This window comes from Streptococcus sp. 2020WUSS089, from assembly GCF_044427405.1.
Lineage (GTDB): Bacteria > Bacillota > Bacilli > Lactobacillales > Streptococcaceae > Streptococcus > Streptococcus hashimotonensis.
The window spans coordinates 22,472-38,125 of record NZ_JAOTGD010000002.1; the positions used below are offsets into that span (position 1 = coordinate 22,472).

General features: G+C 36.2%; 15 protein-coding genes and 1 other annotated feature. Of the genes, 2 read left to right on the forward strand and 13 right to left on the reverse strand.

Annotated elements, in window-relative coordinates; all coding sequences use genetic code 11:
- Nucleotide 1 precedes the first annotated feature (1 nt).
- Nucleotides 2–676 carry a type I 3-dehydroquinate dehydratase gene (aroD, locus tag ODU46_RS02545; protein ID WP_002940621.1) on the reverse strand — a complete coding sequence of 225 codons (675 nt, stop codon included), beginning with the start codon at nucleotides 674–676 and terminating at the stop codon, nucleotides 2–4.
- Nucleotides 673–1,836 (reverse strand): class I SAM-dependent rRNA methyltransferase, encoded by a 1,164-nt coding sequence (locus ODU46_RS02550; RefSeq protein ID WP_208583918.1) that lies wholly within the window; start codon nucleotides 1,834–1,836, stop codon nucleotides 673–675. Before ODU46_RS02550 ends, aroD begins: the two co-directional genes overlap by 4 nt.
- Nucleotides 1,837–1,951: 115 nt before the next feature.
- On the opposite strand from ODU46_RS02550, the gene ODU46_RS02555 reads away from it, so the two are divergent.
- The gene (locus ODU46_RS02555) at nucleotides 1,952–4,132 is read left to right on the forward strand and encodes an LTA synthase family protein (protein ID WP_208583917.1); all 2,181 of its coding nucleotides are present in this window, start codon (nucleotides 1,952–1,954) and stop codon (nucleotides 4,130–4,132) included.
- A gap of 193 nt (nucleotides 4,133–4,325) precedes the next feature.
- Here ODU46_RS02555 and ODU46_RS02560 read toward each other — a convergent pair whose 3' ends face one another.
- The 6 genes from ODU46_RS02560 to ODU46_RS02585 form a co-directional block, all read right to left on the reverse strand.
- A complete protein-coding gene (locus tag ODU46_RS02560; RefSeq protein WP_398579186.1) occupies nucleotides 4,326–6,821 on the reverse strand; it encodes a pneumococcal-type histidine triad protein in 2,496 nt (831 codons plus the stop codon).
- Between the two features lie 230 nt (nucleotides 6,822–7,051).
- A complete protein-coding gene (rplT, locus tag ODU46_RS02565; RefSeq protein ID WP_012028296.1) occupies nucleotides 7,052–7,411 on the reverse strand; it encodes a 50S ribosomal protein L20 in 360 nt (119 codons plus the stop codon).
- 39 nt (nucleotides 7,412–7,450) lie between these two features.
- Nucleotides 7,451–7,651, reverse strand: a complete 201-nt coding sequence (rpmI, locus tag ODU46_RS02570; RefSeq protein ID WP_012027223.1) for a 50S ribosomal protein L35 — start codon at nucleotides 7,649–7,651, stop codon at nucleotides 7,451–7,453.
- Between the two features lie 26 nt (nucleotides 7,652–7,677).
- Nucleotides 7,678–8,184: a translation initiation factor IF-3 gene (gene infC, locus ODU46_RS02575; RefSeq protein WP_002940606.1), complete on the reverse strand. Its 507-nt coding sequence runs from the start codon at nucleotides 8,182–8,184 to the stop codon at nucleotides 7,678–7,680.
- A gap of 40 nt (nucleotides 8,185–8,224) precedes the next feature.
- Nucleotides 8,225–8,353 (reverse strand) — a sequence feature (ribosomal protein L20 leader region).
- Nucleotides 8,354–8,379: 26 nt separating this feature from the next.
- Nucleotides 8,380–9,057 (reverse strand): (d)CMP kinase, encoded by a 678-nt coding sequence (gene cmk / locus ODU46_RS02580; RefSeq protein ID WP_014637749.1) that lies wholly within the window; start codon nucleotides 9,055–9,057, stop codon nucleotides 8,380–8,382.
- 9 nt (nucleotides 9,058–9,066) lie between these two features.
- Nucleotides 9,067–9,549 carry an SAG1386/EF1546 family surface-associated protein gene (locus ODU46_RS02585; protein WP_015646683.1) on the reverse strand — a complete coding sequence of 161 codons (483 nt, stop codon included), beginning with the start codon at nucleotides 9,547–9,549 and terminating at the stop codon, nucleotides 9,067–9,069.
- A 50-nt stretch (nucleotides 9,550–9,599) separates the two neighbouring features.
- Here ODU46_RS02585 and ODU46_RS02590 point away from each other — a divergent pair, with 50 nt between their 5' ends.
- Nucleotides 9,600–9,794 carry a ferredoxin gene (locus ODU46_RS02590; RefSeq protein WP_044669890.1) on the forward strand — a complete coding sequence of 65 codons (195 nt, stop codon included), beginning with the start codon at nucleotides 9,600–9,602 and terminating at the stop codon, nucleotides 9,792–9,794.
- Here ODU46_RS02590 and ODU46_RS02595 read toward each other — a convergent pair.
- The 5 genes from ODU46_RS02595 to ODU46_RS02615 all read right to left on the reverse strand — a co-directional run bounded on the left by ODU46_RS02595 (nucleotide 9,783) and on the right by ODU46_RS02615 (nucleotide 15,648).
- Nucleotides 9,783–10,271: an EbsA family protein gene (locus ODU46_RS02595; RefSeq protein WP_014637746.1), complete on the reverse strand. Its 489-nt coding sequence runs from the start codon at nucleotides 10,269–10,271 to the stop codon at nucleotides 9,783–9,785. The genes ODU46_RS02590 and ODU46_RS02595 overlap by 12 nt on opposite strands.
- A gap of 255 nt (nucleotides 10,272–10,526) precedes the next feature.
- Nucleotides 10,527–11,876: a hypothetical protein gene (locus tag ODU46_RS02600; RefSeq protein ID WP_105150839.1), complete on the reverse strand. Its 1,350-nt coding sequence runs from the start codon at nucleotides 11,874–11,876 to the stop codon at nucleotides 10,527–10,529.
- Nucleotides 11,877–11,967: 91 nt separating this feature from the next.
- Nucleotides 11,968–12,939, reverse strand: a complete 972-nt coding sequence (locus ODU46_RS02605) for a glycosyltransferase family 2 protein (protein WP_230333963.1) — start codon at nucleotides 12,937–12,939, stop codon at nucleotides 11,968–11,970.
- A 68-nt stretch (nucleotides 12,940–13,007) separates the two neighbouring features.
- Nucleotides 13,008–13,934 carry a glycosyltransferase family 2 protein gene (locus tag ODU46_RS02610; RefSeq protein ID WP_105150840.1) on the reverse strand — a complete coding sequence of 309 codons (927 nt, stop codon included), beginning with the start codon at nucleotides 13,932–13,934 and terminating at the stop codon, nucleotides 13,008–13,010.
- The gene (locus ODU46_RS02615; protein WP_398579187.1) at nucleotides 13,900–15,648 is read right to left on the reverse strand and encodes a hypothetical protein; all 1,749 of its coding nucleotides are present in this window, start codon (nucleotides 15,646–15,648) and stop codon (nucleotides 13,900–13,902) included. The genes ODU46_RS02610 and ODU46_RS02615 overlap by 35 nt, the downstream gene beginning before the upstream one ends.
- Nucleotides 15,649–15,654 lie beyond the last annotated feature (6 nt).

Below are 15,654 nucleotides of genomic sequence, written 5' to 3' on the forward strand. Positions count from 1 at the left end.
CTTAATTCTCCAAAATTTCCAAAAACTTACGAGTATTGCCTAAAGACATCTGTCCAGGTGCAGATGTTTCATCTAAGCTGGCAAAAGTCCAGCAGGATCCTGTAATCACACCTGCAATACGCGTTAACTTCCCTAGTTCACCCATAGCGATTGTCGCAAATGTCTGCTCGGTGTTCAGCGATTTAAAACCACGAGTATAATTCATAACATCTAGGACGTCCTGCTCTGTCTTAGCCATTACAGCCATTTTAACAACAGCTGGTGACAGGCTAGTCAGTTCAGACATGATTTCCATATAATTAGACGGTGTTTCCTCAAAATTATGATAACTCAACACAAGATTAGGAAACTCCAACATCTGCTCAAAAACCGACTTATAAGAATAATATTCAAAATCAATATAATCTGGCTGATAAAGCGCTGCAACTTCTTTGATTAAATTAACATATTCTTGATCGTCCAAATCCAAGTGGCCACCTTCACGTGTTGTACGAATGGTGAAAACCACTTCCTTACCATTACATTTTTCAAATATAGCAGGTGCTACTCTTAAAATATCATCTTTCGGAAGATAGTCTGCTCGCCATTCAACAATATCTGCCTCTGCTAGACGTTCTACATCAATGGCCTCTACCTCTTCCAGATTTCTAGGCATAATAGGAACTACTATTTTCATTTATCTACCTGTATCGTAAAGACCTTTAGGTAATTACTACTTTCATCATTTTTATTGATTACAAAATCGGCTGGCAAGCGATAACTTGCCTCATAACGGTGTTTTCTAACACCAAAACCTTTTTCAATCTGCCGCTTAAATTTTTCAACAGAAACATTTGCAGCGTTGGTCGAAGCGATAATAGTTCCACCTGTATTTAGTATTTCCAAAGATTGAGAAATCAACTTGTGGTAATCTTTGGCTACTGAAAAGGTTTGTTTCTTATTTCGTGCAAAGCTTGGCGGATCCAAGACAATCACATCATAAGTCAAGCCTTTACGTTTGGCATATTTGAAATATTCAAATACATCCATTACTACAAAGTGATGATTATCTAAGTCTGAACTATTAACCTTAAAGTGAGCTTTAGAAAGTTCTCGCGAGCGTTTGGCTAAGTCGACAGAAGTCGTTTCCCCTGCTCCGCCCATGGCAGCAGCAATAGAAAATGCTGCCGTGTACGAAAACATGTTCAAAAGTGACTTGCCTGCCGCCAGGCCATCCACCAAGGAACCACGTACTTCATGCTGATCCAAAAAGATTCCCGTCATCAGTCCATCATTCATAAAGACCTGATAGTGAACTCCATTTTCCAACACAGTGAAATACTCAGGGGCTTCTTCTCCATAAAGATGAGCAGACTCAAAGGCCAAACCTTTAAAACGAATCTTCTCATAAGCTCCTCTTACTTCTGGAAATACCTGTTGAAAGGCAGCAACAATCATCTCTTTGACAGAATAAATAAAGGTATTATACCATGAAAAAACTGCGTATTCATCATACAAGTCAACCGTCATTCCACCAAAATTATCTCCATCTTGATTAAATAAACGAAAAGCATTCGTCATCTCAGATTGATAAAAATGTTGACGTTTCTGTTTAGCATCCACGAATAATTTAACAAAAAAATCCACGGTCAAGTCTTGGTTGCTTCTACTAAACAGCCAGCCTATTCCCTTATTCTGTTTGGACAAATAAGCCTGACCTAAATAGCTTCCAGATTCTGAATACAAAACAGCCAGCCTGTCTTCATCAAACGAAAAACCTGAAAAATCAGCGCTATCCAAGAGTTGAATCCCTCTGTTTATTTTCTGTTCTGCAATACGGTTTACCTTTATTTTCATAGAATTATTATAACATGTTTCTTCATATATGCCAAAAAAACTCTAAACTTTGAGGCTTATTTTAAAATTATGGTATAATGAACTAAGCTTTTAGAAAGGACCATGAGGTTTTATTGTGAAAAAACTAATTGACTACGTCAAGAAGAGCGGACAAACTCGACTTGGCTTCGTCTTGATTTTGCTAATCATTTACTGGCTCAAAACACTCTGGGCCTACTATGTTGATTTTAATTTAGATACCCAAGGATTTTTCCAAAATTTTATCGCTATTATAAATCCTCTACCAGTAGGAATTTTATTGCTTGGTCTCTCGCTTTATATAAAGAATACGAAGGCATTCTATAGTGTAGCGATGACCATTTATATTGTTCTTTTCGCCTGGCTCTTTTCCAATACAGTCTATTATAGAGAATTTTCCGATTATATCTCCATTTCTACCATGATGGCTACCTCTAGCGTATCTGCTGGATTAGGAGAAGCAGCTCTTAAGTTATTTAGGCTATGGGATATTGTCTATTTTCTTGATTTTATAGCTTTTGGTTTCTTAGTCTACCGTAAGGCATTTCACTGGGACAAAACTCCATTTCATAAAAAATCTAGCTTTGCCATCACAGCCTTTTCAGTATTATTATTCTCTATCAATCTCTTTTTAGCAGAAATTGATAGACCTGAGCTACTTACGAGAGGATTTTCTAATACTTATATCGTCAGAGCCCTTGGGTTACCAGCTTTCCTTGGCTACAATGCTAATCAAACCTACAATGCCCATAAGGATCGCTCTGGGGCCACCGCCTCAGACCTGGAACCTGTAAAACAATATATTACAGAACATTATGCTCAGCCGAATGACAACTACTTCGGTATTGCCAAAGGACGAAATGTTATCTATCTCCACCTAGAAAGCTTACAACAATTTGTTATTGACTATAAGTTGAACGTCAACGGTGTCGAATACGAAGTCACACCTTTCCTCAATTCTCTGTATCATTCTAGCTCTACTCTCGCCTTTTCCAATTTCTTTAACCAAGTTAAGGCAGGTAAGACCTCTGATGCCGAAACCATGATTGAAACCTCTCTTTTTGGACTCAATCAAGGCTCTTTCATGGTCCAATATGGCGGAAGCAATACCCAGCAAGCAGCACCATATATTCTCTCTCAAAATGGTGGCTATACATCTGCTGTATTCCACGGAAATGCAGCCAGTTTCTGGAATAGGAACAACACCTATAAACAATGGGGGTACAATTACTTCTTTGATCAATCCTATTTCTCTAAAGCCACTGCTGAAAATTCATTCCAATACGGTCTAAATGATAAAATCATGTTCGCCGACTCTATCCAATATCTGGAACATTTACAGCAACCCTTCTATACCAAATTTATCACAGTTTCCAACCACTACCCCTATACAACCAGCTTGATTGGGGATGAGATTGGCTTTCCATTAGCCAATACAGATGATGAAACCATTAATGGCTATTTTGCTACTGCCAACTATCTCGATGCGTCCATAAAGGCATTTTTCGATTACTTAAAAGCGACTGGCTTGTACGAAAACTCCGTCATCGTCCTCTATGGTGATCACTATGGAATTTCTAATTCACGCAATCCTGACTTGGCACCGTTGATTGGAAAAGATTCTCAGACTTGGTCAGATTTTGACAATGCCATGATGCAACGTGTTCCATATATGATTGTTGTACCTGGAATGACCAACGGTGGGATTTTTGATACCTACGGTGGTGAGATTGATGCACTTCCTACTCTCGAACATCTTTTAGGAATCAAATCCGATAACTATCTTCAAGTTGGTCAAGACCTACTTTCTAGCCAACACAGCCAAATTGTGGCTCTTCGAACCGCTGGCAGTTTTATCACACCAAAATACACTAGCTACGAAGGTAAAATCTACTATACAGAAACTGGTCTTGAAATTACAAATCCAGATGAGACAACTCAGAAAGAAATTGATGCAATTAAAGAAGCTACCGCAGCACAACTAGCGACTAGCGATGCCATTCAAACTGGTGATCTTATCCGTTTCTTCGACAATGGATTGCCAGCCTTGGATTCAAGTCAATATAACTACATTGACTCATTGGCTGCCGAGATTGCTCTGGAGAATAAACTTGGTACACAATCGACAAGTTTGTATAGTAAAAACGGCAATAAGTCAACAATTGAACTATTTAAAGCACCAAGCTACCTAGAACTTCACGGTAGTACAACTACTACTAGCACACCAAATACTGGTACAAGCACTAGCTCAACAAGTACCAGTTCAAATTCGCAGTAATACACTAAAAGGCTTAGAATCATGTCAGTTACTACATTGATTCTAAGCCTTTTTATACTCAATGAAAATCAAAAACAGGCTAGGCGACGCAGATGCAGATAGAACTGAAGTTCATCAAATCAAGTCAACAACGTCTGATTTTGATTTTCGAAGAGTATTAGACCACTATTTCAAATCACTCATCTCTATTCCATCAAGGAAATATAGAATCCTCACTAGGCTCTTCCCCTACTGATGGATTCTTAGGGACATCTATGGGTGCAACAGTACTACTTTCAGTTACTTTTGTATCTTCTGTTGTAGTTTCAGCTTCTGTTACAGTTTCTACTTCTGGGCTAGGTGTCAACAAATCATCTAACCAGCCGTCTGCATCCTCTTCTCCATTTGGGACATCTGGAGTATTCGGCAGTGGATTTCCAGGCAACCAAGTGTTCCCGTTCTCAGCTGTTCCGTCTTTGCTATCACTTTCAACTTTATCGAAATGAATATCGTAGACAGTATCTTCCAAAATAGGTGTATCCCATGCTACATTTGGAATAACAGGTTTTGTATAATCTCGTTTATAACCTGTATCACTCTTCAAAGATGGCGGAAAAATTCCAGCTTGGTTCAATGTTAACCCTTTTCTGACAAGGTAAACAACTGTTTTACTAGTTCCCAAATGGGTCTGAAGTTGACCGCCTTCACTTGCTCGAAATGCGAGGGCTACATAATTCTTTGGATCATGCCAATGGTAATTTGGATGTCTACTTGGATCATTGATGTCCGTTGGATTATCCGTATTTTCGGCAATATATGGCCCTATACGAAGAGCCGTTGTCCCAAATGCTGCCAAGCTCGTTGTGGCGCTAACATAATCTGTATCTTTTTCACCACCGGTAATAACTGTCCTAAACTCGATGAATTCATAATCTTTACTTGGAATCGGTTCTGGTACAACAAGCCCCTGCTCCTTAGCTTGTTTCCAAGTTAAGTCAGATTTCACAAAGTATATGAAGCCTGCTCGAATCTCACCATTTAATTTTAAACGACCATTGGCTATCGCACTATATTTAACAGGTACATAGTCTGATAAATCAATATTTGAAACATCATCACTTGGAGTGTAAATATTTTTTGTCGGCTTACGATAAACAGTATCAAAATCAGCATAAAAACTCCGATGTTCTCTTGCCATCTTACCAGACTTTGGCAAAGTAGCATTCCAACCATTGAAGACGCGTCCCTTTTGTCGAAGGGTCTGCGGATAGGTGATGTTCAAATCCTCCCAGTTTAAATCTTTACGAACCAAATAATAAACTCTCTTCGTTTTTTTACCATTAACGACAAAATCACCAAAATCACTATTTGTACTGAATGTTACTAGAATAAAATTTTTAATATCCTGAAGCCCTTCCGGATGATACTTTTGATGGACACCATTACGTGTTAAATTTTCTGTTGAACCTTCTGTATAAAAAGGCCCATATACCGATTGTTTCTCAATAGCAAGATTTACCGTTTCGGTCTTAACATCACGCTCAGGATCATCTGGCAAACTAGGATCAATTTTATAAACGTGCGCATGGTCCCCATGGCGTACACTCATATAGTTCCCATCAATTGTAATGTCCTCACGCTTGACTTTAAAACGCTCCATGTACTGCTTAATGAGACGTTCTTTTCTCTGTTCAAGAGTTTCTCCATCCTTTTGCTTAAGAATACGATCCTCTGGACTTTCAAACGGCTTCCTTGTATCAATTTCCTTTAATAAAACAATATGTGTATGATCTCCATGCGGATACTCTAATCCAATTTGACCGTCAACGATGACTTTCTTAAGACGTGACGGCTCTAAATTCAGTTCTTTTGCTAAATAGTCCAATTTGGTTTGATACTCAAAATTTTCTACCTCAGGTTGTAACTTCTTATCCGATTCAACACTTGGTTTGTACTGGTTCACAAGATAAGACCATTTACTCTTTTTCAATGTTTCAAAATGAATAAGATGCAAATGTTTCCCATGCCTTACTAGAATCCCGGTTTCCGTTACACCGCTGATATTTTGCCCATCAAACAAGAAACCATCACTCGTTTGAAAATCAATCCCCGGAATCCCTTCCTGTTGGTGAACGATAGGAAGAGTTGGCGATTGACGACTATCAGAGGTCAATTGCCTGTGTATCGTGCCACCTAAGCTTGATTTTAAAATATAGTGATAATGATCCCCATGCCGAACAGTATAGCCATTGGCATCCTCTGCGACAATATCTTTAGGATCAAAAACGTATTCATCTTCGGTCTGTTTCGATCCTGACGATAATTGACTTCTCTTAGGTTGTGAAGAATGTGTTTTTTCTTGATAGTTTTCAGGAATTAAATAAGCCCATTTTGTATTCTTTAAATCTGAATAAAAGAAAAAGTGCTTATGATCGCCATGATTGACAATAATTCCTAAATCAGTTTTTTCCTCAATTTGTGACTCATCAGTGAGTAAAAAACCATCATCCGTCGCCTTATCAATCCCTGGAACTTCCTTTTTCGAATCTGAAGGAATCTCTTTTGATTGCTTTGATTGCGATGTTTCTATGCTTGTTATTTTTTGATGGCTCGATTGCTCTTTATAATTAGACACTTGATAGGTTACCAATGCTACAGCACAAATAAGCGATACTCCTGCTACATAAAGCAAAGTCTTACCTTGTTTCATATCACTATTTCTCTCCTTACTTACTATTATATTTATATTATTGACATGATAAATAGATTCTACCCTTATAGAATGGCATCGCCATATCCATTTACTTCATAAAATAAAATTTGTCGCCTTTTTGATTTACCAGTTAAGTATATCATTCATATTGAAATTTAGCAAGCCATGAGCAAATTAAAACAAAATAAAGAGCTTGGTACACAGACCAAACTCTTTATTTTATATACTTATTTAGCAAGCTTTGCTTTAGCAGCATCTGCAAGAGCTGTGAAAGCTGCTGCATCGTTTACTGCCAAGTCAGCAAGCATTTTGCGGTTTACTTCGATTTCTGCCAATTTCAAACCGTGCATCAATTGTGAGTATGACAAACCGTTCATGCGAGCAGCCGCGTTGATACGAGTGATCCACAATTTACGGAAATCACGTTTTTTCTGACGGCGGTCACGGTATGCATAGTAGTAAGAGTTCATTACTTGTTCTTTCGCAGTGCGGAACAAGAGATGTTTAGCTCCGTAATAACCTTTAGCTAATTTTAAAATACGTTTACGGCGTTTACGAGAAACAACGCCACCTTTAACACGTGCCATTTAATTTTCCTCCAAATAATCTAAATTCTAGTAGTCGGCTTATTTCAAACCTGTAAGCATTGATTTGATACGCTTGAAGTCACCAGCATGTACCATACCTGCTTTACGAAGGTGACGACGTTGTTTTTTAGTTTTACCGTGGAAACGGTGTGAAGTATAAGCGCGGAAGCGTTTCAATCCACCAGAACCTGTACGTTTGAAACGTTTAGCTGATGCGCGGTGAGTTTTTTGTTTTGGCATGTTAATTCTCCTTTTGCTTAAAAAGCTTATTTTTTATCTGAAGCTGGGGCCAATTGCATAAACATTTGACGTCCGTCCATCTTAGCGCGTTGTTCGATAATGGCAATATCTTGGGTTGCTTCAGCGAACTCAGCTAATACTTTCGCTCCAACTTCTTTGTGGGTAATCATACGACCCTTGAAACGGATCGAAACCTTAACCTTATTTCCTTTTTCAAGGAATTTACGGGCATGACGAAGTTTTGTCTCGAAGTCCCCTTTATCAATAACTGGACTTAGACGCACTTCTTTTACAGTGACAACACTTTGTTTTTTGCGTTGTTCTTTCTGTTTCTTCTGATATTCAAATTTGAACTTACCGTAGTCCATAATTTTCGCTACTGGTGGTTTAGCTTGTGGTTGAATCAATACTAAATCCACGTTGGCGCTATCAGCAATGGCCTGAGCCTCATTGAGCGGTTTGATTCCCAACTGTTCACCCTCAAGACCGATAAGACGAACTTCACGCACTCGAATTTCATCATTGATGAACAAATCTTGCTTTGCTATGGCTTTTCACCTCATTTTATATTTTTCGAGAAAAACGAAACGGACTTGCTAAACAAGTCCGCACTACACCATTATTCTTTCCGAAGAAATCTTAATCCGTAGAGCCAGACAACGTTAGTCGCAAGGCGAGAAGCTCTCACTTCTGCTTTTCTCAATACGACTATTCTAACATGTCTAAAACTACTTGTCAAGAATTTCTTTCGCTTTTTCGGAAATAAATTTCACTACACCTTCGATGGATACTCCTGTTGTATCAAAGGTAATGGCATCATCTGCCGCCTTTAAAGGAGAAACTTCTCGATGAGAATCTTTATAGTCACGAGCCGCAATTTCCTGCTTTAGAGATTCCAAGTCGGTCTCAATGCCACGTTCCGTATTTTCCTTAAATCGACGAAGGGCACGCTCTTCAACAGAGGCAATAAGGAATATTTTGAGTTCTGCCTGTGGTAAAACAACTGTTCCAATATCGCGACCATCCATGACAATACCACCAGCCTGGGCAATTTCCTGTTGCAGGCGTACCAATTCTTCCCGTACTAGAGGAAGTGCTGCTACTGCCGACACATTATTTGTTACTTGGTTATCACGAATTGGCAAAGTAACATCTTCATCACCCACAAAAACTAATTGTTGGCCATTTTCATCACGCCCAAATCGAATAGGATACTGAGCAAGCAAGGCCACGATTCTATTTTGATCTGTGACCTCTATGCCGTTTGTCAAGGCTAGATAGGTAGCCGAGCGATACATAGCGCCTGTATCTAAGTAAGTATATCCAAAATTTTTAGCAATAATTTTAGCAACCGTTGACTTCCCACTTGAAGCTGGACCGTCAATTGCAATTTGAATTGATTTCATAACTCCTCTTTATCTAATACGAACTACATCACCTGGGTGTGCAAGCCAAGACCCTGTTGTCATTTTCTCTGGATTTAATCGCTCTAGCTCAGCAATTGAAATCCCGCCACGTGCGGCTAATTGTCCAACACCTTCACCTGCTTGAACAGTAAGGGTAGAGCCATCCGTAGCTTCTGCTAGACTGGAACTTGTTTCCGTTGTTTCTGTTTCTGTCGCATCAGTAGAAGTAGACTCCTGTGTTTCTGCAACTGAAGTTGAACTTTCTGCTACAACTGCTGCGGAGCTTGGATTATAGAATTCTTTAGTTGAATCTGTTTTACTTCCTCCAACCGACAAATAGATGGCAGTGATACCAATAATCAGTACGATAACAAAGAAAATAATTGCCAAGACTGTAAATACTGTTGTACTTGCTACTCCCTTGTTTAAACGTTCTTTTCGACTAACTGTTTCTGTTTGATAAACTTCTTCATTCCATGGCTCTTGTGACATTATCGAGAAAACTCCTTGTATTTTTATTAAAATATGATTACAATACTAATATGAAAATAAAACTTATTCCTGAACGGTGCATTGCCTGCGGGCTCTGCCAAACCTATTCATCTATATTCGATTATGATGACGACGGTATCGTTGTTTTTTCAGACGACTCACAATTTGAGAAAACGATTGAACCCAATCCAGATATTCTCAAAGCCATCAAATCATGTCCTACAAAAGCCATTTCAACGGATTGATTTGGCTTTTTTTGTATAATACTCTTCAAAATAATCCTGTTTTATTAAATGGTCTATTAATTCAATCTCACCCTTGAAGCAATTATGAATAGCTAAATGGTTAATAAAGTATTTTTTCGGCCATTTGCGCATGTGATACACCTGCCCATTGGGAAATTCTTGTGAAAATATGCGAATGGCTAGATAAGAAACTTCAATTTTTTCTATGGTAGCAATTTCAATTTTCTGTACTGCAAAAGGATTAGCCGAAGCAATCCGTAAATGCTTTTCTTTTATCTCGAAATAGCGATGTAAGCCAAGCACTACTAATACAGCAAAGAGAGAGAGAAGTAAGATAAATAATCTTGATACTCTCAACTTTTCCAATAAAAGTGTCATACCAATGAAAATAGGCGTGAAGGTAAGTGACCAGTAAATAATGGCCCATGATAAATCCGGTTGCCAATGGTAACGAATTTTACCAAAAATTTTGATCATATCGGACCTCCATCTATTATTCTAGCACAAAAAAAGAGATTTTCCTATGAAAACCTCTATCTTTTGAAATTTTTTATTACATTTATATGACAACGGCGTCTTATTTGTAAAAGAAATGAAATATTTTACTTCTCTCTATTACGAACTTTTCAGCAACCATTTATAGTTGACAAGGTTTACTTGCCAATAAACCTTAATTTATTGAACAAATTTTAAAATCCACAAATTCTTTGTATTTTACCATAATAATATATATCAATGATAAATAACACCGAGTCCTCGAATGATGTAAAAATCATAAATATAACTTTTGAAAATATGAATACTACTTAAAATAAGTAAGAGAGCCGAAATAAGGAAAACCAGTCTTTGAATTTTCGGATACATTTTTAATAACTTCCAATACCCGAACATCATCATCAAGCATAGTGGAACAAATAATCCAATGATATATCTACCTTGTGGCTGATAATCAGTAAAGTAACTCCTATAAACGTGTAAAAAAATAGTTATTAGCATTGAGCCTGCAAGTGATAAATATGCAAAAATTTCCCATATCGAGAGCTTTATTTTAAACTTATAAAAAATGCTAAAACATACTCCAATTATCAAACTATACCAATAGACATTGTAGAGAAAGTCTGACAGAACCAAGGACATATAGCTAAATCGACCAATAAATGACTGCCAAGTCCAAACAATAAAATCATAGTTACGCCAAGTAAAAAACTCTATAAAATTTCTACCATAACTGATAGCGCCATTTAACATTGACTCACCACCTTGTTCAATCCATTTTTGATGAGCAGCTTCAAAGGCACTACTGCCAAAAAAATCTCCATATAAGAGATAATTTCTTACAAAAAATGGTGCAACAACGACAATTAGGATAATTGATAATAAGACACAATGATTGATTTTCATTGCGAAGCTATTGTTCTTCAATGTATTAGAGTAGTTAATTGCGAACAGGAAATATATACCAGCAAACAATACAAAACCATAGGTATTGATATATCCCAATAAGCAAACAATAAAATCCAATGCTAAATAAATGGTATCAAAATATGTCCACTTGCGAGCAATGCTTGTTTTTACAACTACATCAGTGACTAAAGCTACTCCCAACAATCCAATGATGTCATTATTAACGTAGGAGGATAAAAAGATAATTTGTGGCCAAAGTCCAACAAATAAGATTGTAAACAAGCAAATCATTTTACTTTTTGTGATTCTCCAGACAGAAAGTGCAATCACATTTGCAGTCAAAACTCCGCTAATAACACTAGTAAATCTTGCAGCTAATAACAGTGTCTGGTCACTTTGGCTAAATAAACTCGTAACTTTCATGAAAAGCGCACTAAACAATGGAGCTAGAAACTGAGAATAAAAACCATAAGACCAATTTCCACCTCTATCAAATAAAGTTTCGGTATCATAGCCAGTTGGGAGATGTCCATGCTTATATATAAACATGGGAATCTTATAGCGTAAGTACTCATCAGGAGCACCATCAAATGGAATTGTTTTTGCCCATACTAAATAGGTTAAAAACAAAATAGAACTGAATAGAATTAAAAAAATTTGGAATCTATAGCGTTTCATTAGTTCTCCAATAAGTAAAGTTTTTAATCAATAATAACATAACCAATAATAAGGTGAATGCTACTAATACTAGAATCTCTATAAAAAGTAATTAGTCCCTATGCTCTATTTCAGTTCTATCACTAATAATATATTTAGGTCTGTGTTTTACTTCTAAATAGATTTTCCCGATATATTCACCAATTATCCCCAGACATACTAATTGAACGCCACAAAATAGGCTGAGTAAAGTACCATTTGATGCCCAACCTGAAACGGTTTGACCAGAGAAAAACTTGATAAAAATCCAAAGAATTACTAAGAAACTAATAAAAGCCATGAGCAAGCCTAAAACTGTTACCAATCTAATAGGTTTTACACTTAAACTAGTAATCCCATCAAATGCAAGATTTATCATCTTATTCAGTGGATACTTACTTTTCCCTGCTACTCTCTCGTTACGCTTATAATAAACTGCAGAGCTATTAAAACCAACCAGAGGAAACATACCTCTCAAAAACAAATTGACCTCATCAAACTTTTTGAATTCGTTCAGAACTTTACTAGAAACCAAACGATAATCTGCATGATTATAGATAGCTTCCACTCCCATCATATCCAGCATTTTATAGAAGAGGTGAGCGGTTGTTTTCTTAAAAAATTTATCAGAATCACGATCATTCCTGACACCATATACAATTTCTGCTCCTTGCATATATGCAAAAATCATTTCATCCATTGCGTCAATATCATCTTGACCATCACAATCAATGGAAATCGTAATATCCGCCCAATTTTTACTTTCCATCAAGCCGGCATAAACTGCATTTTGATGTCCTCTATTTCGACTTTGACGCAATCCAGTACAATGAACTGATTGTTTTGATAGATTAGAAATAATTTTCCATGTATAGTCTTTACTTCCATCATCTACAAATACTATTCTACTATTTTTAGCAACCAAACCTTCTTCAATTAGTGATTGTATTTTCTTTAAAAACAATGGAGCAGTAATTGGTAAAACATCCTCTTCATTATAGCAAGGAACAATAATTGCTAAAATGGGCAATTCTAAAAACTTCACTATACTCCTCTTTTCCACTTACTTTAACGAACAATATCAGTATATATCCAAAAGTAGTAACCAACTATTTAACTTTTTTCTTTTACTATATAGATTGGCCTTTTCTTTGTTTCTAAAAAAATTTTTGAAATATATTTACCAATAATACCCAAAGCTAATAATTGAATCCCACCTAAGAATAAAATAACTGTCACTAGGCTCGCCCAACCTGGAACTGGATCAGCAAAAATTAGTTGGCGAATAATAACAAAAATAGTACTTATTATTGAAACAATAAAAGAGCAAAGTCCAGCCCATGTAGCAAGTGTTAATGGTACATCAGAAAAATTTATAAATCCCTCAACAGAATATTTAAATAAACTCCAAAAATTCCATGATGTTTCTCCTGCAATTCTTTCACGATTTTCATAAGAGATATAGGTAACGTTATAACCTACCCATGAAAATAATCCTTTGGAAAATCGATTTACTTCTTTTAATTCTAAAATACTATTAACAACTTGTCGAGTCATTAACCGAAAATCTCGTGCTCCATCAACCATTTCCGTACTTGATACTCTATTCATTATCTTATAAAAAAGGTTAGCAAAAAATGAGCGAATAACTGGTTCCCCAGTGCGATTGGATCGACGAGTTGCAACAATATCGTAACCTTCGTTTATTTTCGAATACATTTCAATTAGAAGTTCTGGAGGGTCTTGCAAATCAACATCCATAACGGTCACAAAATCTCCATCGGTCGACTCCAATCCAGCCAGCAATGCAGCTTCCTTACCAAAGTTTCGTGAAAAAGAAATAAAGTGTATATTCGGATTTTGGCTTGAAACTTCCTTCAAGACTTTTAAAGTACCATCTGATGAGCCATCATCTATAAATATATAGCTAAATTGAAGTTTACTGCTTAATTCATTTTCAATTTTCGTTATAGATTCTAAAAAGGGAACAATTGTCTTTTCTTCGTTAAAACATGGAACGACGACCGATAGTTTTTTCATTTAATTTCTCCAAAATTTTACATACCACCAAATAACAAAATAAACATACAAAAGATATACTTTCAACCGTGAAACCTATTTTTTGCAAAGTAGTTTTAGCAAAGTAAACTGATACATGACCACTGGAGGAAATTTTAAGAGTAGCCCTTCCATCATATAATGCTTTCTTATTATTTTCTGGTTTTCCTACTTGTAAATCAGCATGTATTTCCTCAGGAGTTTTTTCAACATAGAATATCTGAGGTTGACTTCCGTTCGCACCTTCCAAATATTCAGCAATATATCCTTCATACCAAATTCTTGGGAGTACAATTAGCTGTTCCTCCCCTTCACTGGCCAATTTTACATCAAACTCTAATAAATTATAGCTATGTCTAATATTCGTAACTTCAACAGAGTCTCCGTCAAATTCAAAATTGTTAATAACACCATTCCTAATATTTTCATGATTTACATCTATGTTCAGATATTCATCACCAGATGTATCATATTGATAAGTCAGAGGATTATTATATGCATTTAAAGCATCCTGATTTGTATTAAATATAATTTCTCGAGTAGTTGATGTATAACCTCTTTCAGAGTAGGGAATACCATCTATTGTAAATCTCATTGGAAACGCATAAATATAAATTAAAAACTGAAGAACAGTTGCTAGAATTACTATATTTTTGGATGCTGATTTAGCAAGTGCAAAAATGACAAAAACCGGTAACAGATAGATTAGGCGTTCGGTATATTGAAAAACTGATAGAAAGGACTCCCTTAATAGATGCCATGGTAAGATGTTAGAAGAAAAGATAAACATTAACACTGTAGCAAAAACTAACTGCTTTGAGAAACGATCTAATTTTCTAATGGAAAAAATAGCTAGTAAAATAAATACATATATAATCGGCCAATAATAATTAGATAAAATAGACAGAATGCTACCGGGAGCCATTAGGGCTCCAGAGGGAAAAGGATGGTCACGTAATTTCCAATTAACAAAAAATATTTGTGAAGCATTCTGCTCAAGATACTGAACAATAAAACCACTTAGCAATAAAATAGAAATAAGAACAGAATAGCTAAAAGATTTTATTTTTTTGAAACTTAGCAAATCTATATTCAGCAGAACTAGAACTAATGCAAAAATAGCTAAGACAACTGTAGATATTATATGAGTTTGAACCAATAAAGAAATTACAATTGCTAAAAGAATTGGATTGCACTCATCTTTATAAATCACTTTGTAAATTGAATATAATAACAGAGGAATCAGCGGCACCACCGCAGTCATCCCAAATCCAAAATATGTCACTGAACAGGATATTGCAATGGCTCCACAAAAAGAGTGAAGCCACCTTCCTGTCATCTTTTCTAAAGTAAAATAAGTTGTGCAAACTGTTGCGAAAGTCGATTGCCAAACCAACACAGCAAAAGAAAGTGTAGCAACCTTTGTTTTAATAAAAACTATAGCAGGAAGATATAAGACCCAGTTGCCATAAAACATAGGCACACCATAGCCTGAGCCTTTAAGAAAAACATAGTTTAAGCTAGGTAAAAAATCATAATTGCGAATAGATTGAGCTAGACCAACAATTCTGCCTAGATGAAAAGGATAATCATATATTATACTTGACATATTTGCAGAATAATAAGAAATAATTGTAAATAACACTGAATATATAAATAGGTAAATATACCTATTATAAACTATCTTTTTTATCATGAATAC